General features: G+C 68.9%; 20 protein-coding genes. 8 read left to right on the forward strand and 12 right to left on the reverse strand.

Annotated features, from left to right (window positions below):
- The coding region (locus Q0C81_RS06745; RefSeq protein WP_291835409.1) for an FAD-binding oxidoreductase at nucleotides 1-501 on the reverse strand (501 nt) is incomplete at its 3' end.
- Nucleotides 502-599: 98 nt separating this feature from the next.
- Nucleotides 600-2,444, reverse strand: a complete 1,845-nt coding sequence (locus Q0C81_RS06750; protein WP_291835411.1) for a phosphoenolpyruvate carboxykinase (GTP) — start codon at nucleotides 2,442-2,444, stop codon at nucleotides 600-602.
- Nucleotides 2,445-2,558: 114 nt separating this feature from the next.
- Between Q0C81_RS06750 and Q0C81_RS06755 the strand changes: the two genes are divergently transcribed.
- Together Q0C81_RS06755 and Q0C81_RS06760 are read left to right on the forward strand one after the other, a co-directional pair.
- Entirely contained in the window at nucleotides 2,559-3,284 is a 726-nt protein-coding gene (locus tag Q0C81_RS06755; protein ID WP_291835414.1) for a DUF938 domain-containing protein, read from the forward strand.
- A gap of 1 nt (nucleotide 3,285) precedes the next feature.
- Entirely contained in the window at nucleotides 3,286-4,041 is a 756-nt protein-coding gene (locus Q0C81_RS06760) for a pseudouridine synthase (RefSeq protein ID WP_291835418.1), read from the forward strand.
- On the opposite strand, the gene Q0C81_RS06765 is transcribed toward Q0C81_RS06760, so the two are convergent.
- Nucleotides 4,038-4,568 (reverse strand): dihydrofolate reductase family protein, encoded by a 531-nt coding sequence (locus Q0C81_RS06765; RefSeq protein ID WP_291835421.1) that lies wholly within the window; start codon nucleotides 4,566-4,568, stop codon nucleotides 4,038-4,040. The genes Q0C81_RS06760 and Q0C81_RS06765 overlap by 4 nt on opposite strands.
- Nucleotide 4,569: 1 nt before the next feature.
- Nucleotides 4,570-5,244 (reverse strand): glutathione S-transferase family protein, encoded by a 675-nt coding sequence (locus Q0C81_RS06770; protein WP_291835424.1) that lies wholly within the window; start codon nucleotides 5,242-5,244, stop codon nucleotides 4,570-4,572.
- Between the two features lie 81 nt (nucleotides 5,245-5,325).
- Here Q0C81_RS06770 and Q0C81_RS06775 point away from each other — a divergent pair, with 81 nt between their 5' ends.
- Complete coding sequence (locus Q0C81_RS06775; protein ID WP_291835428.1) at nucleotides 5,326-5,766, forward strand: MarR family winged helix-turn-helix transcriptional regulator; 441 nt, start codon at nucleotides 5,326-5,328, stop codon at nucleotides 5,764-5,766.
- 4 nt (nucleotides 5,767-5,770) lie between these two features.
- Here the strand turns inward: Q0C81_RS06775 and Q0C81_RS06780 are convergent, their stop codons facing one another.
- Nucleotides 5,771-6,019: a hypothetical protein gene (locus Q0C81_RS06780; protein WP_291835431.1), complete on the reverse strand. Its 249-nt coding sequence runs from the start codon at nucleotides 6,017-6,019 to the stop codon at nucleotides 5,771-5,773.
- Between the two features lie 211 nt (nucleotides 6,020-6,230).
- Complete coding sequence (locus Q0C81_RS06785; RefSeq protein WP_291835434.1) at nucleotides 6,231-6,986, reverse strand: MauE/DoxX family redox-associated membrane protein; 756 nt, start codon at nucleotides 6,984-6,986, stop codon at nucleotides 6,231-6,233.
- A 71-nt stretch (nucleotides 6,987-7,057) separates the two neighbouring features.
- Between Q0C81_RS06785 and Q0C81_RS06790 the strand changes: the two genes are divergently transcribed.
- A complete protein-coding gene (locus tag Q0C81_RS06790) occupies nucleotides 7,058-7,489 on the forward strand; it encodes a MerR family DNA-binding protein (RefSeq protein WP_291835436.1) in 432 nt (143 codons plus the stop codon).
- A gap of 170 nt (nucleotides 7,490-7,659) precedes the next feature.
- Nucleotides 7,660-8,328 (forward strand): hypothetical protein, encoded by a 669-nt coding sequence (locus Q0C81_RS06795; RefSeq protein ID WP_291835439.1) that lies wholly within the window; start codon nucleotides 7,660-7,662, stop codon nucleotides 8,326-8,328.
- Nucleotides 8,329-8,337: 9 nt separating this feature from the next.
- Here Q0C81_RS06795 and Q0C81_RS06800 read toward each other — a convergent pair whose 3' ends face one another.
- Nucleotides 8,338-8,787, reverse strand: coding sequence for a MarR family winged helix-turn-helix transcriptional regulator (locus tag Q0C81_RS06800; RefSeq protein WP_291835442.1), 450 nt, complete (start codon nucleotides 8,785-8,787; stop codon nucleotides 8,338-8,340).
- A gap of 144 nt (nucleotides 8,788-8,931) precedes the next feature.
- On the opposite strand from Q0C81_RS06800, the gene Q0C81_RS06805 reads away from it, so the two are divergent.
- Nucleotides 8,932-9,705 carry an alpha/beta hydrolase gene (locus tag Q0C81_RS06805; protein ID WP_291835445.1) on the forward strand — a complete coding sequence of 258 codons (774 nt, stop codon included), beginning with the start codon at nucleotides 8,932-8,934 and terminating at the stop codon, nucleotides 9,703-9,705.
- 69 nt (nucleotides 9,706-9,774) lie between these two features.
- On the opposite strand, the gene Q0C81_RS06810 is transcribed toward Q0C81_RS06805, so the two are convergent.
- Complete coding sequence (locus tag Q0C81_RS06810; RefSeq protein WP_291835448.1) at nucleotides 9,775-10,059, reverse strand: hypothetical protein; 285 nt, start codon at nucleotides 10,057-10,059, stop codon at nucleotides 9,775-9,777.
- Nucleotides 10,060-10,175: 116 nt separating this feature from the next.
- A complete protein-coding gene (locus tag Q0C81_RS06815) occupies nucleotides 10,176-10,832 on the reverse strand; it encodes a glutathione S-transferase family protein (protein ID WP_291835451.1) in 657 nt (218 codons plus the stop codon).
- Nucleotides 10,833-10,939: 107 nt separating this feature from the next.
- Between Q0C81_RS06815 and Q0C81_RS06820 the strand changes: the two genes are divergently transcribed.
- A complete protein-coding gene (locus Q0C81_RS06820; RefSeq protein WP_291835455.1) occupies nucleotides 10,940-12,013 on the forward strand; it encodes a S41 family peptidase in 1,074 nt (357 codons plus the stop codon).
- 17 nt (nucleotides 12,014-12,030) lie between these two features.
- Here the strand turns inward: Q0C81_RS06820 and Q0C81_RS06825 are convergent, their stop codons facing one another.
- The gene (locus Q0C81_RS06825; RefSeq protein WP_291835458.1) at nucleotides 12,031-12,351 is read right to left on the reverse strand and encodes a low molecular weight protein tyrosine phosphatase family protein; all 321 of its coding nucleotides are present in this window, start codon (nucleotides 12,349-12,351) and stop codon (nucleotides 12,031-12,033) included.
- A gap of 164 nt (nucleotides 12,352-12,515) precedes the next feature.
- Here Q0C81_RS06825 and Q0C81_RS06830 point away from each other — a divergent pair, with 164 nt between their 5' ends.
- Nucleotides 12,516-13,175: a hypothetical protein gene (locus Q0C81_RS06830; protein WP_291835461.1), complete on the forward strand. Its 660-nt coding sequence runs from the start codon at nucleotides 12,516-12,518 to the stop codon at nucleotides 13,173-13,175.
- Between the two features lie 118 nt (nucleotides 13,176-13,293).
- On the opposite strand, the gene Q0C81_RS06835 is transcribed toward Q0C81_RS06830, so the two are convergent.
- Both Q0C81_RS06835 and Q0C81_RS06840 read right to left on the reverse strand, forming a co-directional pair.
- The gene (locus tag Q0C81_RS06835) at nucleotides 13,294-14,064 is read right to left on the reverse strand and encodes a hypothetical protein (protein ID WP_291835464.1); all 771 of its coding nucleotides are present in this window, start codon (nucleotides 14,062-14,064) and stop codon (nucleotides 13,294-13,296) included.
- Nucleotides 14,065-14,128: 64 nt separating this feature from the next.
- A partial coding sequence (locus tag Q0C81_RS06840; RefSeq protein WP_291835468.1) for a carboxyl transferase domain-containing protein occupies nucleotides 14,129-14,377 on the reverse strand: 249 nt, incomplete at its 5' end.

A 14,377-nucleotide genomic window follows, 5' to 3' on the forward strand; every position in this document is an offset into this window, starting at 1 on the left:
GCGGCGTCCGTCGGCGGCCACCGCCGTCCACGCCTCTCCCTCGCGGGACAGACCCGCGACAGTCGCCGCGACGCGCGTGACGCCGGGGACGTCGGACAGTTGCGCCAGCGCCGTCTGGGCCTCGATCCGCCAGTCGTCGGGGGTGAACAGGCCTTCGCCTTCCCTGTGCGCCGCGAAGCCGAGGGCGTGCAGCCGGGCGACGGCGGCGTCCGGATCCGGCCCGCGCCACGCCGCGCCGTCCAGGACCAGGGTCAGGCCGCTTCGCCCGGCGAACGCGGGCCACAGGTCGCGCCCGCGCTTCAGCAGGGCCGCATGGGCCGGCGACAGGCCGTCGATCAGGCTTTCCATCGCCGGGGCGATCATCCCCGCCGCCGCGGACGACGCATTGGGACCGCCGGGGTCGAGCACGGTCACGGCATGACCGCGCGCGGCCAGTTCGGCGGCGCTGCACAGGCCGAGCACGCCGGCGCCGATGACGATGACATCAGGGGAGGAAGACACGAGGGGTCAGATCGACCCCTCGTGGTTCTTTTGCAAGAGGCGCTATCGCTCGCCGCGCGGTCGCTCGCTGCTTGAGCGCGGGACGCCGTTTGGGTTTGCTACTCCGCCGCGATGGCGGCGGCGCGGTGGGCGTCGATGCGGGCGGTCAGGGCCGCGTGCTGGTCCCACAGGGCCTTGGGCAGGCGATCGCCGAACTTCTCGTAGAAGGCGGGGATCAGGGCGGCTTCCTCGGCCCAGACCTCGGCGTCGACGTCCAGCAGGGTGGCCAGGTCGGCGTCGGTCAGGCTCAGGCCCGACAGGTCCAGCGCCTCGGCCGACGGCACGCGGCCGACCGGGGTGTCCACGGCGGTGGCTTCACCGTCCAGCCGCTCGGCGATCCACTTCAGGACGCGGGCGTTGTCGCCGAAGCCCGGCCAGACGAACTTGCCGTCCTCGTTCTTGCGGAACCAGTTGACGAAGTAGAGGCGCGGCAGCTTGGCGGCGTCGGTCCTGCCGCCCATCGACAGCCAGTGAGCGAAATAGTCGCCCATGTTGTAGCCGCAGAAGGGCAGCATCGCGAACGGATCGCGGCGCAGCTCGCCGATGGCGTTCTCAGCCGCGGCGGTGCCTTCCGAGGCGACCGACGAGCCCATGAACACGCCGTGCTCCCAGTCGAAGGCTTCCGTCACCAGCGGCACGGCGCTGGCGCGGCGGCCGCCGAACAGGATGGCGTCGATCGGCACGCCCTTGGGATCTTCCCACTCGGGCGCGATGGTCGGGCACTGGTGGGCCGGGGCGGCGAAGCGGGCGTTCGGGTGGGCGGCGGGCTCGCCCGAGGCCGGGTCGTGGCGCGCGCCCTTCCAGTTGGTCATCCCGGCGGGGGCTTCCTTGGACAGGCCCTCCCACCACACGTCGCCGTCGTCGGTCAAGCCGGTGTTGGTGAAGACGGTGTTCGAGGCCAGGGTCGCCAGGGCGTTCTGGTTGGTGTTGCGGCTGGTGCCCGGGGCGACGCCGAAGAAGCCGGCTTCCGGGTTCACGGCGTACAGACGGCCGTCGTCGCCGAAGCGCATCCAGGCGATGTCGTCCCCGATGGTCTCGGCCTTCCAGCCGTCCAGCGTCGGCTGGAGCATGGCCAGGTTGGTCTTGCCGCAGGCCGAGGGGAAGGCGGCGGCGACATATTTGGCGCGGCCCTTCGGATCGGTCAGCTTGAGGATGAGCATGTGCTCGGCCAGCCAGCCCTCATCGCGAGCCATGACCGAGGCGATGCGCAGGGCGTAGCATTTCTTGCCCAGCAGGGCGTTGCCGCCGTAGCCCGAACCGTAGGACCAGATCTCGCGGGTCTCGGGATAGTGGACGATCCACTTGTCCTCGTTGCAGGGCCACGGCACGTCGGCCTGACCGTCCGCCAGCGGGGCGCCCAGGGTGTGCACGGCGGGCACGAAGACGCCGTCCTCGCCCAGCACGTCCAGAGCGGGCTGGCCCATGCGGGTCATGATGCCCATCGAGACGGCGACATAGCCGCTGTCGGTGATCTCGACGCCCAGGGCGCTGATCGGCGAGCCGAGCGGGCCCATCGAGAACGGCACGACATACATGGTCCGGCCGGCCATGCAGCCGTCGAACAGGCCGTCCATACGGGCGCGCATCTCGACCGGATCGGCCCAGTTGTTGGTCGGGCCTGCGTCGATCTCATCGGCCGAGCAGATGAAGGTGCGGCTCTCGACGCGGGCCACGTCCTTGGGGTCCGAAGCGGCGTAGTAGCTGCCCGGGCGCTTGACCGGGTCCAGCGCCTTCAGCGTGCCCTTGCCGATCAGGTCGGCGACGATCTCGGCCTTCTCGGCCTCGGAGCCGTCGCACCAGTGGACGCGGGCGGGCTTGGTCAGCGCCGCGATCTGCTCCACCCAGGCCACGAGGCCGGCATGGTTGGTCGGGGCCGGGTAAAGGCCGGGGATCGATTGGGTCACGCGGGTCTCCTGAACCGTCCTGGCCCGGCGATCTGATGCCGCCGTGGCTTCCCTTGCGTGCGTTCACGCAGTGTTTCAGCGGCAATGACACCGAAGCCGGAGGCCCGTCAACCGATGCACGTTTCAACCTCTCGCGAGGCGGCGGCGACCGGCGGCCTGCATATTTCCGGTCGCGATCCGGGCCTCGCCGGGGTATCCGGCGCCATGCAGACGATGGACGCCCTGAACCCGACTCCCGAAGGGGCCCTCGCCTCCCCGGCCTCGGTCCGCAACGCCGGGCCGATTCTGGAGGTGCTGAAGGCGCACCTGCCCGCGCGCGGCCGGGTGCTGGAGATCGCCGGCGGCAGCGGCCAGCACTCCGTCGCCTTCGCCGGCGCCCTGCCCGGCCTGACCTGGACGCCCAGCGATCCGTCGCCCGAGGCCCGCGCCAGCATGGCCGCCTGGGCCGCCCAGGCGAAGCTGCCCAACCTGGAGCCCCCGCAGGCGCTGGACATGCTGGACGAGGCGGGCTGGCCGACGGAGCAGACCGATGTCGTCATCTGCATCAACATGATCCACATCAGCCCCTGGGCCGCGACCGAGGGCCTGATGCGGCTGGCGGGCCGCGCCCTGCGCCGCCCGGGCGGCCTGCTGGCGCTGTACGGCCCCTATCGCGAGGCCGGGGTGGACATAGCCCCGTCCAACGCCGCCTTCGACGCCGACCTGAAGCGCCGCAATCCCGACTGGGGTCTGCGCGATAGCGACTTGGTCATCGCCGAGGCCAAGGCCGCGGGCCTCGCCCCCACCCAAAGGATCGCCATGCCGGCCAACAACATCATGCTTCTGTTCCGGGCGCTCTGACATGGCCTGGACCAGGACCTACGACGGCGCCGAGCCGGTCCGGATCAACAAGTGGCTGGGTCAGTCGGGCGTCTGCTCGCGGCGCGAGGCCGACGCCCTGATCGCCGACGGCCTGGTGTCCATCGACGGCGAGGTCGTGCGGGACGCCGGCCGCAAGCTGGAGACGGGCCAGACCCTGACGCTGAGCGACAAGGCCACGGCCCAGCTGGCCGAGGGCATCACCGTCGTCATCCACAAGCCGGTCGGCTACGTCTCGGGCCAGCCGGAGCCGGACAAGCTGCCGGCCATCCGCCTGCTGAGCGCGGGCAATCTGATCGGCCCGGGGGAGGTCCCCGGCGACATCTCCCTGCCCCCGATCGGGCGGCTGGACGAGGACTCCCGCGGCCTGCTGCTGCTCTCGTCCGACGGGGTGGTGGCCAAGGCGGTGATCGGGCCGGAGTCCGATCTGGACAAGGAATACCTGGTCCGGGTTGCGGGCGACATCACCGAGAAGAAGCTGAAGATCCTGCGCCACGGCCTGATGCTGGACGGCCGCCAGCTGCGCCCCGCCTACGTCAGCCGGATGGAGTCGCACCGGCTGAAATTCATCCTGCGCGAGGGCCGCAACCGCCAGATCCGGCGCATGTGCGAAATGGTCGAGCTGGAGGTTGTCGACCTGATCCGCGTGCGCATCGGCCCGCTGAAGCTGGACAACCTGCCCGAGGGCAAGTGGCGCATGCTGACCGCCGAAGAGCGCGAGGCGCTGGTCGGAAGCTAGGCCGGGACGTAGGTCAGCTGGATGGCCTCCCCGCCGATGCGCTCATGCGACACGAGGCGGAGCGGCGGGCGGGGGCCGGCGAAATAGGGCTTGCCGCCTCCCGTGACGACGGGATGCAGATAGATCCGGTAGGCGTCGATCAGACCCAGGTCGCCGAGACTGCGCGCCAGCTCCGGCCCGCCGACCTCGATCTCGCCGTCGAGCTCGGTCTTGAGCTTGCGGACCGCCGCCTCGACGTCGTCCGAGATCAGGGTGGCGTTGGGACCGACCGAGGTGAGCGAGCGCGAGACGACCCATTTGGGGTGGGCGCGCCAGGCCTCGGCGAACTCGCGGTTCTCGGGCGACCAGGCGGGATCGTCGTGGTCCCAGTAGCGCATGATCTCGTACAGGCGGCGGCCGTAGAGGCTGCCGGCCTGCTCGCGCACCTGGTCGATGAAGTGGCGGAACAGCGTGTCGTCGGGCCCGAAGGCGTCGTGGTCGACATAGCCGTCCAACGACTGGTTCATTCCGAAGACGAGACGCGCCACGTCAGACGCCCCCGGCCAGCGCCGGATTGTTCGCCTCCGCCGCCCTGAAGGGCTTCAGCTGGTCCGCCAGCGCCCGCTTGAACGCCGGACGGGCCTCGGCGCGGGCGACATAGTCGGCCAGGGCCGGGAAGTCGGCGAGGATGTCGGTGTGGCGCAGGTCGCGCAGGACATGGGTCATCAGGATGTCGGCGGCGCTGAACCGGTCGTTGGCGAACCAGCGGCGCCGGCCCAGGGCGGTCTGCAGGTCGCCCAGCCGCTTGCGCAGGAAGGCCTCGACCTCCGGCCGGCGGGCCCTGGCCCAGTCCTTGTCGGCGTTGAACAGATCGATGCCCGCCAGCTCGGCCACGAAGGGCTCGACGCTGTTCATGGCCGCGAACAGCCAGGTCATGACCATGGCCCGGCCCGCGTCGTCGGCGGGCATCAGCTGGTCCGAGTTCTGGGCGATCCACAGCACGATGGCGCCGCTCTCGAACATCTCGACGGTGTCGTCGCGATAGGCGGGCACCTGGCCGAAGGGCTGCATGGCCCGATACTCGGGCGTGGCCTGGTCCTCGAAGCCGATCAGCCGGTCGTCATAGCCCAGCCCGGCCTCTTCCAGCGCCCAGCGCACCCGGATGTCGCGGACCGAGCCCTGGGCGAAGGGCGGCACCCATTTGAAGGCGGTGACCTGGATCATGGGGCGTTCCTTCCACGCGTTCGCGGCGCTGTCCGCACCGTCGTCATTGACGAATAGGTTGATATCAACATATCAGAAGCCATGTCAAACGCCGTGCATCCCTTCGCGACGACCCTGCATATCCGCGACCACTGCCTGTGCCTGCATGCGCAGCGGGCGGCGCGGGCGCTGTCGCGGCGGTTCGACGAGGCCTTCCGCCCGCACGGGATCACCAGCGGCCAGTTCTCGCTGCTGAACAGCCTGAACCGGCCCTCCCCGCCGACTGTCGGACAGGTGGCCGAGACCCTGGCCATGGACCGTTCGACGGTGACGGCCAACCTGAAGCCGCTGGAGCGATCCGGCCTGGTGGCCACCACCGTCGATCCCGAGGACCGGCGCGGACGCCGCATCGCCCTGACCGACGCCGGGCGCGACCTGCTGGCCCGGACGACGCCGGTGTGGATCGCCGAGCACGCGGCGGTCGAGGCCGAGCTGGGCGACGGCGGCGACGCCCTGCGGGCCGGGCTGCGCCGCTTGATCTGAGGCCTCAGACCCGAGCGCCGCCCTCATTGTCCCGTCGCCGGAACAGGCCGCGGACGGCGCCGGACATGTGCGCCAGCCGGGTCGTGCAGCCCTCGATCAGGCCCCGGGCGGGCAGCGGCTTGTCGCTGCGCCAAAAGCACATGTAGCAGGTGAAGGGGCGACAACCGTCCAGCTCGATCCGGGTGCGCCAGTCGGCCTCGAAACAATGCGGGCAACGCACGCGCACCGCGCCTTCCAGTCCTCGCATCCACATGGGCCCTGCTCCTTTCGTCAGGATCCAGAAACCGCGATTACTCGCTATACGTGCATTAGAGATGCGCTGATTCTCGCCACCCGTCTCCTTTTCACGCCCTAGAGCGAAATCGGTTGAGTTGGACACAGTCCACCTCGGATCAGATTTCGCTCGAGTTTGAATCTGGACCATTTTTTGGATTCAGGTCGTTCCGACCTGAAGCAAAAATGGTCTAGTGCATAAAGGCCAGCATCCAGACGGCCATGGCGATCATCATCAGGTTCTCGGTCAGGGAGACGAAACCCAGCGGGACGTTGGACGATCCGCCGACGCAGGCGCACTTCAACTCACGCTTGTCGATATAGACGGCCTTGAATACCGAGACCGCGCCGATCCCGCCGATGACCAGCGCCAGCGGCGCGGAGAACCAGGTCAGGACGCCCGCCAGCATCAGCACGCCCGCCCCCAGCTCCGCGAACGGATAGACATAGCCGTAGGGAACCCAGCGCTGGGCCAGCAGGTCGTAGTTCAGGAACATGGTCGAGAATTTCTCGATGTCCTGCAGCTTCAGCATCGCCAGCAGACACATGGCCACGGCGATGAAGGTCGGGATCACGCCGGCCAGCACCGGGCCGTCCTTCAGCCAGGCGATGGGCAGGGCGATCAGCAGGGCCACGGCGAAGACGGCCAGGACGGGCACATAGCTGGTCGCGCCAGGCTCGGGCACGCGCTGGCCGAAGTGGCGGCGCAGGTCGTCGTAGCCGCCGATGCGGACGCCTCCGATGAAGGTCTGGGGCGTGGTCTTGACCCCGTGCTCGGCCTTGAAGGCGTCGGTCTGGGCGCGGGTGGTCAGGTGGCGGTCCTCGACCGTGAACCCCTTGCTCTTCAGCAGCCACAGCGCCTTTCGCCCGTAGGGACAGACGTGGTCGGGCATGACCATGCGGTAGACGACGGCGGTCTTCGGGCCGGCGGATCGGGGGGCTGACATCGGCGGAAATCTCCTTGCCTCAAAGCGGACCCGCCCCATGTAGGTTCCGGACCATGGTACGGAGTCAAGCGATGTCGGGAACGTCCCGCGAGATGACCATCGCCCGGCTGGCGCAGGCCGGCGGCGTGGGGGTGGAGACGGTGCGCTATTATCAGCGGCGCGGCCTGCTGGAGACGCCGGAACGGCCGCAGACCGGCGGGTCGGGCGGCGGGACGCGGCGCTATGGCCCCGCGGCGGTGCGGCGGCTGCGCTTCATCCGCTCGGCCCAGGCGGCGGGGTTCACCCTGGAGCAGATCGGCGAACTGCTGACGCTGGACGCGAGCGACGACAGGGCCCGGGCGCGGGAGCTGGCGCAGTCGCGGCTGACCGAGCTGGACGCGCGGATCGCCGAGCTGGAGACGGCGCGGGCGGCGCTGACCCGGCTGGCCGAGGCCTGCGGCGACGGCCGGACGGGTCCCTGCCCGATCATCACGGCGTTCGAGGGAGACGGCGCCGCGCGCTGAAAAAAAACGGGTGCGAAGAGTGCGGATGGAAAACACCGTCCGAAGCGTCCGATGCGTCCGTGAGGCTTGGTTGTCAAAGACCCGAAGCCGCAGCCTAGCGGGTCCGGACGTCAGAAATGGACGCGCCGCCGTTCGGGGGTAAGCTGGCGGCCATGACCGGGAGCGGCCCCATGAACGTCCTGACAATCCTGAGGTCCGTCGAGGAGCTGCTCTACGAGGTCATGTCGTGGCTGCTGTTCTATCCGCGCACCCTGTTCATGACCCTGCGTCACCCGCTCAAGACCATGCGCTATTCGGACAGCGAGCAGCGCGACAAGCCGGACCAGCAGTATCTGGAGACGCTGAGCCCGCCGCTGTTCCTGGTGCTGAGCATCCTGCTGGCGCACGGGATCGAGATGGCGTTCGGCTTTCGGGTCGAGGGCGTCGGCCACACCGCCCTGGGCCAGATGATCACGGGCAACGACCAGAACCTGCTGGCTTATCGCGCCCTGATCTTCAGCCTCAGCCCCCTGCTGTTCGCCTGGACCTTCCTGAAGCTGTCGGGGCGCAAGATCGACCGCGACACCCTGCGCACGCCCTTCTTCTCGCAATGCTACCTGGCCGGCGCCACCGCGATGCTGATCAGCCTGGCCACCCTGGGGGTGCGCGACCCGCGGGAGTGGACGACGCTGGCGGGGGTGGCCGTCGTGCTGATCGTGACCGTCTGGTACCTGGTCATCCAGCACCGGTGGCTGATGCAGGTGGCGGGCGTGACGCGCCCGCGCGCCTGGTTCTGGTCGATCGGGACCTTCGGCGCGGCGATGGGACTTATGGTGGCGGTCAACCTAGTCGCGTCATAGCGAACCCCTTCAGACGTCCCCGTCCTTCGACCGCGCCACGGCGTCGGCCAGCCCCCGGACCTTGACGTTCAGGTCCATGAGCTCGGTGACCGTCAGGCCCGAACGGTTCAGCAGTTCGTCCAGCAGGCAGCCGGCGCGGGATTCCATATCCTGGCCCTTCTGCGTCAGCCCGACCACCACCTGGCGCTCGTCGTCGGGGTTGCGGCGGCGGTCGACCAGCCCGGCCTGCTCCATGCGCTTGACCAGGGGGGTGATGGTGCTGGGCTCCAGATCCAGGCGCTCGGCGATGCCGCCGACGGTGTGGGGGCCGCCCTCCCACAGGGTGCTGAGCACCAGATACTGGGGATAGGTCAGGCCCAGCTCGTCCAGCAGCGGCTTGTAGGCGCGGTTGATGGCGATGCCGGCGGCGTAGATCGAGAAGCAGAGCTGGCCCTGCAAGGGCACGGCGGGTTTGGGCATGGTAGTCTCCTTCACGCCAGAATATGGGGCTTTCGCGAGAAAATACATATCGCGATAAAAAATATCTGGACAACGATCCGAGGTGAGCGTACCCAACAGTTATCGCGATAATGTTTATCGCATAAACATGAAGAGGAAACGATCATGACCATCGCTCGCAAACTGATGGCCTCCGCCGCCCTCGCCGGGGCTGTCTTCGCCGCTGACGGGGCCCTGGCCCAACAGGCTGGCGCCGTGAAGAACGTCGTGCTGGTGCACGGCGGCTTCGTCGACGGCTCGGGCTGGAAGGGCGTCTACGACCTGCTGACCGCCGACGGCTACAACGTCGCCATCGTGCAGAACCCGACGACTTCGCTGGCCGACGACGTGGCCGCGACCCGCCGCGTGATCGCCGCCATGGACGGCCCGGTGATCCTGGTCGGCCACTCGTACGGCGGCGTCGTGATCTCGGAAGCTGGGACCGATCCGAAGGTCGAGGGCGTGGTCTATATCGCCGCCTTCGCCCCGGACGCCGGTGAATCGGTGTCGACCCTGATCGCCAATCCGCCGGCCGGCGCGCCCGTGCCGCCGATCCTTCCGCCGCAGGACGGTTTCCTGTCGCTGGACCGGTCCAAGTTCGCGGCTTCGTTCGCGGCCGACCTGCCGGCGGCCGACGCGGCCTTCATGGCCGACTCCCAGCAGCCGTGGGGCGTCGAGGCCCTGGCCGGCGCGGTCACCACCCCCGCCTGGCGCGTCAAGCCCAGCTGGTACCTGGTCGCCGCCGAGGACCGCATGATCCCGCCCCCGGCCCAGCGCATGATGGCCGCCCGCGCCGGCGCCACGGTGTCGGAAAGCACCGGCAGCCACTCGGTCTATGTCTCGCAGCCCCGCGCGGTGGCGAATGTGATCGAACAGGCCGCCCACGCGGTCGCCCACTAAGCCTGCCCCCGGAAACGAAGAGGCCGCCCGGATCCCGGGCGGCCTGGACGTCGTCTGGGCGATGACCGCCTATTCGATCGGGCCGGGGCCCCAACCGCCGCAGTAGAAGATGGGCGTGGTGTCGTAGTAGCCGGACGGCACATAGGCCCGCTGGACCCAGATGTTGGAGCCGAAGCCGCGGCAGCCGATGTCCGAGACCTCGCCGCCGACGATGGTCTTGGCCGCGTCTTCGTACCAGACGTAGTGATAGCCGGTCCATTCGGGCGGCCACTCCTGGGCCTTCATGCCCATGGCGCCGAACGCGGCGAACACCACGGCCGAGACGACGGCTACGCTTCTGATCTTCCTCAACATGCAGACCTCCCTGGAATGCGCCTCACGCGCGAACTGGAAGGGAGGCCGCGAACGGCCGGATCGCAACTCAAAGTTTCGTGTCGTTAACGAAATCGCCCCTGGGTTGGCCCGCGGCATCAGCCGAACGCGGCCTCCACCACGCCCAGCCGCGCGGCGTAGAGTTCGCGGGTCCGCAGCCAGGCCGGGCGGGCCAGGGCGCGCTCGTAGAAGGCGCGGACGTTGGGGTAGTCGTCCATCAGCTCGGCCTCGCGGATTTCGCGCAGGACGGTGGCCATCAGGATGTCGGCGACGGTGAAGTCGTCGCCCATGATCCACGCCCTGCCCTCCAGCCGGCGTTCCACCCCCTCCAGCCAGCGGCGGCCGATCATGACCAGGAAGTCGCGGGCCGCCGGGTCCGCGCCCATGAAACCCGCGTCGAACATCGAGATCATCGACAGGGCGGGCGAGACGGTGGCCACGGCGGCGAAGCACCATTGAACCACGTGGGCGCGGCCCTCGGGATCCGACGCCGTCAGCCGGCCCGAGGTCTCGGCCAGATGGATCAGGATGGCGGCGGATTCCGACAGGACCAGGCCGTCGTGCTCGAGCACGGGGATCTGGTTGAACGGGCTGAGGGCCGAGAACTCCGGCCCGTTGGTCTCGCCGCCCAGATAGTCCCAGGCGCGGACCTGATAGGGCAGCCCCATCTCCTCCAGCGCCCACTGGATGCGCATGTCCTTGGTCTCGCCGACCCCGCCGGGGAACATGTTGCCGAAGCCGTGCAGGATGATCATGGGGTCATACTGCTCCTTCTCCCCGTGCAGGAGAAGATGGCCCGCGTGCATCCGGACGTCGGGCTCGCGGCCTCTCCGCCTTGGGAAACTAATGAGGGGAGCCTTCCATGATCCGACACCTTGCGGCCCTTTGCGCGGCCGTCATCGCCCTGGCCTTCACGCCCGTCGCGGTCCGGGCCCAGCCGGGGCCGCCGCCCGATCCGGCCGGCGTGACCCTGAGCGCCGACGAGACCAGAACCGTCGTCCTGTCGCTGGCCCAGGTGCTGCGCGAACGCTTCGCCTTCCGCGACCGGGGCGCCGCCGCCGCGCGGGAGATCGAAGCCATGGAAGGCCGCGGAGAGTTCCGCGGCGCCCGCACCGCCGCCGACCTGCTGGCGCTGATCAACAGCCGCGTCGCGCCGGTGGTGAACGACCGGCATTTCCGCATCCGCTACATGGGGCCCGAGATCATCGCCGGGTTCAGCGAGGGCCCGCCGCCGCCGGAAGAGGTCGCCGCCTACCACGAGGAAGTCCGCCTGCGCGGGTCGGAGATCCCCGAGGTGCGCTGGCTGGCGGGCAATGTCGGCTACCTGCGGATCAACCGGTTCATGGACGCCCCGCCCATCGCCGAGAAGATGGCGGCGGCGATGGGCATGCTGGCCGACACCGGCGCCCTGATCATCGACGTGCGCGGCGCGCCGGGCGGCGAGCCGGCCGGGGTGGCCAACGCCATCGGGCACCTGGTCGACCGGCCCACGCCCACGGTCCACGTCTTCGATCCCGACGGGCCGGCCGAAGGCCGCATCTACCAGGCGGAGCCCCGCACGCCCGCCTTCACCGGCCGCCCCGTCTATGTGCTGATCGACCGCAAGACCGGCTCCGGCGCCGAGGAATTCGCCTATGACCTCCAGGCCATGGGGCGCGCCACCCTGGTGGGCCAGACCACCTGGGGCGGCGCCACGCCCGGCGGATACCGCCCCCTGGCCGCAGGCTTCGCCGCCTTCATCCCGATGCAGATCGTCACCAACACCGTGACCGGCGCCAACTGGGAAGGCGTGGGGGTTCGGCCCGATGTCGAGGTTCCGGCCGACCAGGCCCTGACCGTCGCCCACCGGCTGGCGCTGGAGAGCATCCTGCGCGACGCCCAGGGCGTCCGGCGCGCCATCGCCGAGGAAGGACTGGCGTCACTGACGGGCGGCTGACGCGGGGTGGGGCCGGGTCAGAGGTACGGCCCCACCTTCTTCTCCAGCAGGGCCACCAGCTCCGGCTGCATGAAGGCGTAGTCGTCGGGGATGTTGAGGCAGATGACGCGGGCGCGCTTCAGATGAGCCCTGAAGCGGCGCTGCAGCCGGGCGCGGTGGGCGCGCTCCATGACGAAGATGATGTCCGCCCATTCCACCAGCTCGGCCGAGCAGTGCTCCTCCGCATCCGGCGCCAGGCCGGCGGAGGCGGTCTCGACGCCGGGCCGGAACGCGAACACCTGCTCGGCCGTGGGGGAGCGGAGGCGGTTGCGGGAGCAGAGGAAGAGGAGGTTGGCCATCAGTTCAAATGGAAAAAGCCCGCCATTGCTGACGGGCTTTCCCATATATCCGGTGACGATGAGGGGAGGCTTGCGCCCGCGTGTCTCAAAGCCATTGGTTGTATAGATAGCTGACGAACCCCGAAAAGTCAACCATGATGGCGGTTCCAGCGGGGCCGTTCTGAATGTTCACAGCCGATGAGCTGCGTGATCTGCCGGTGGTCATCTCGGCCCCGCGCTTCGCCACCTATCTGAGGGCGTCGGCCAATGACGTCGAGCGCGCGCTGGAACTCTACCACTGGAATCTCGAGGTATCGGCGGCCTTCATCGTGCCGTTACAGGTCTGCGAAGTCGCGGTCAGGAACGGCGTCGTCGAGGCCATCGAGGCGGTACATGGTCCGAACTGGCCATGGTCGAACGGTTTCATCCGCAGCCTGCCGGTCCCGCGACTGGCGCATCACTACAACCCCCAGACCAATCTTCGATCCGTCGCCGCGCTAGAGCCGACCACGGGCAAGGTGGTCGCGAGCCTGAATTTCGCCTTCTGGGAAAAGACGTTGACCGTCGGTCAGGATGCGCGTCTGTGGATCCCCCATCTGCACGCCGTCTTTCCCGGCATAGCGGCCGCAACGCCGGCGCCCGCAGCCCGCGCCGGAGCCTTCGGCGCGCTCCAGCACATCCGGCACTTCCGCAATCGGATCGCCCATCACGAACCGATCTTCGCGCGCGCGCTGGCGGACGACTATGCCCGCATTCGCGAGGTCATCGGCTGGCGGCGGCCGGTCGCGGCGAACTGGATGGACAAGGTCGAGCGGATCACCGGCCTGCTGGCGGCAAGGCCCTGAGGGGCGGCTTCGGGCGCCAGGCCGGCGGAGGCGGTCTCGACGCCGGGGCGGGACGCGAACACCTGCTCGGCTGTGGGGGAGCGGAGGCGGTTGCGGGAGCAGAGGAAGAGGAGGTTGGTCAGGGGCGGCTGGCCGCGAGCGCGAGACGGAGACGCCCCAGAAAGGGATCATCAGGGCCGTTTATCGGAATGAGCGACTGCATATTGAGCGTGACCTTGTTCGCCCGGCCGTTAGGCAGCCGGAACTCTGCCTCGATCGGCAGCGGGAACGCGCCATCCGCCGGGTAGAGCCGCCCGAGGGAATCTCGCAGCGCCACCAGAGTCTGACCCACCTCAAGGAAATAGGGCTCGGCGCATTCGCCGCCGCCTAGGCCGCTGCCCTCGGCCGCCCCAATGAAGGCGTATCCACCATCGCCCGGGCGCTCAAGCAGCCAGACAGGCAGGCTGTTGGGGTGACTCGCAGGAACCGACGACTCGCCTTGCGGCATGCTTCCGAACACACCGGGGTCATAGCCGGCGATGCGCAACTCTTTCTCGTAGAGGAAATCCACGGTGCTTCCGCCGACCTTCAGAGTCTCAACCGGTTCGAGTTCGAACGCGAACACGTCGGTATACTCGGGACGTCCTTCCGGCACGTCGGTGTCGCCGAACTGGAGATACCACTCGCCTTGGGTGAAGGTGCGGTGGACGAGGCGCCGGGTCTTGACGGTGACGATCTGGATCGTATCCGCCTTGGCGGCGATCTGGGCGGTCAGGTCGCCGCCGACATATTGGCCGTTGTCCCGAAAGGACACCAGCGAGCAGGCCGCGGCGGGCTGAGCGAAGGCGAAGACGCTCGCCGTGAAAGCCAGGGCGAGAAGGCGGCGGGGAAATCCGGAAGATGATGGCACGACAACCCCGACAGAGCACTTCACAGGCAGGCTAAGGCGATTATGCCTAGTCCGGCCATACAGACTAGAGCGGAATATTATCGTGCTTCTTCCACGGGTTCTCCTGAACCTTGTTCTTCAGCGTCCGTAGCGCCTTGATCAACCTCCGCCGCGTCCCGTGGGGCATGATCACGTCGTCGATGTAGCCGAGGCCGGCCGCGACGAAGGGGTTGGCGAAGCGTTCCTTGTATTCGGCCTCGCGCGCCGCCAGGGCCTCGGGGTCGCCGGCTTCCTTGCGGAAGATGATCTCGACCGCGCCCTTGGCGCCCATGAC

It is taken from the genome of Brevundimonas sp., from assembly GCF_023259385.1.
Classification (GTDB): domain Bacteria; phylum Pseudomonadota; class Alphaproteobacteria; order Caulobacterales; family Caulobacteraceae; genus Brevundimonas.

What these genes read in the sequence shown, in the direction of transcription:
- Q0C81_RS06755 (WP_291835414.1), top strand. Translation starts at nt 2,559, where the DNA reads ATGCACGTTTCAACCTCTCGCGAGGCGGCGGCGACCGGCGGCCTGCAT.
- Q0C81_RS06760 (WP_291835418.1), top strand. Translation starts at nt 3,286, where the DNA reads ATGGCCTGGACCAGGACCTACGACGGCGCCGAGCCGGTCCGGATCAAC.
- Q0C81_RS06770 (WP_291835424.1), bottom strand. Translation starts at nt 5,244, where the DNA reads ATGATCCAGGTCACCGCCTTCAAATGGGTGCCGCCCTTCGCCCAGGGC.
- Q0C81_RS06775 (WP_291835428.1), top strand. Translation starts at nt 5,326, where the DNA reads ATGTCAAACGCCGTGCATCCCTTCGCGACGACCCTGCATATCCGCGAC.
- Q0C81_RS06780 (WP_291835431.1), bottom strand. Translation starts at nt 6,019, where the DNA reads ATGTGGATGCGAGGACTGGAAGGCGCGGTGCGCGTGCGTTGCCCGCAT.
- Q0C81_RS06785 (WP_291835434.1), bottom strand. Translation starts at nt 6,986, where the DNA reads ATGTCAGCCCCCCGATCCGCCGGCCCGAAGACCGCCGTCGTCTACCGC.
- Q0C81_RS06790 (WP_291835436.1), top strand. Translation starts at nt 7,058, where the DNA reads ATGTCGGGAACGTCCCGCGAGATGACCATCGCCCGGCTGGCGCAGGCC.
- Q0C81_RS06795 (WP_291835439.1), top strand. Translation starts at nt 7,660, where the DNA reads ATGAACGTCCTGACAATCCTGAGGTCCGTCGAGGAGCTGCTCTACGAG.
- Q0C81_RS06800 (WP_291835442.1), bottom strand. Translation starts at nt 8,787, where the DNA reads ATGCCCAAACCCGCCGTGCCCTTGCAGGGCCAGCTCTGCTTCTCGATC.
- Q0C81_RS06805 (WP_291835445.1), top strand. Translation starts at nt 8,932, where the DNA reads ATGACCATCGCTCGCAAACTGATGGCCTCCGCCGCCCTCGCCGGGGCT.
- Q0C81_RS06810 (WP_291835448.1), bottom strand. Translation starts at nt 10,059, where the DNA reads ATGTTGAGGAAGATCAGAAGCGTAGCCGTCGTCTCGGCCGTGGTGTTC.
- Q0C81_RS06815 (WP_291835451.1), bottom strand. Translation starts at nt 10,832, where the DNA reads ATGATCATCCTGCACGGCTTCGGCAACATGTTCCCCGGCGGGGTCGGC.
- Q0C81_RS06820 (WP_291835455.1), top strand. Translation starts at nt 10,940, where the DNA reads ATGATCCGACACCTTGCGGCCCTTTGCGCGGCCGTCATCGCCCTGGCC.
- Q0C81_RS06825 (WP_291835458.1), bottom strand. Translation starts at nt 12,351, where the DNA reads ATGGCCAACCTCCTCTTCCTCTGCTCCCGCAACCGCCTCCGCTCCCCC.
- Q0C81_RS06830 (WP_291835461.1), top strand. Translation starts at nt 12,516, where the DNA reads ATGTTCACAGCCGATGAGCTGCGTGATCTGCCGGTGGTCATCTCGGCC.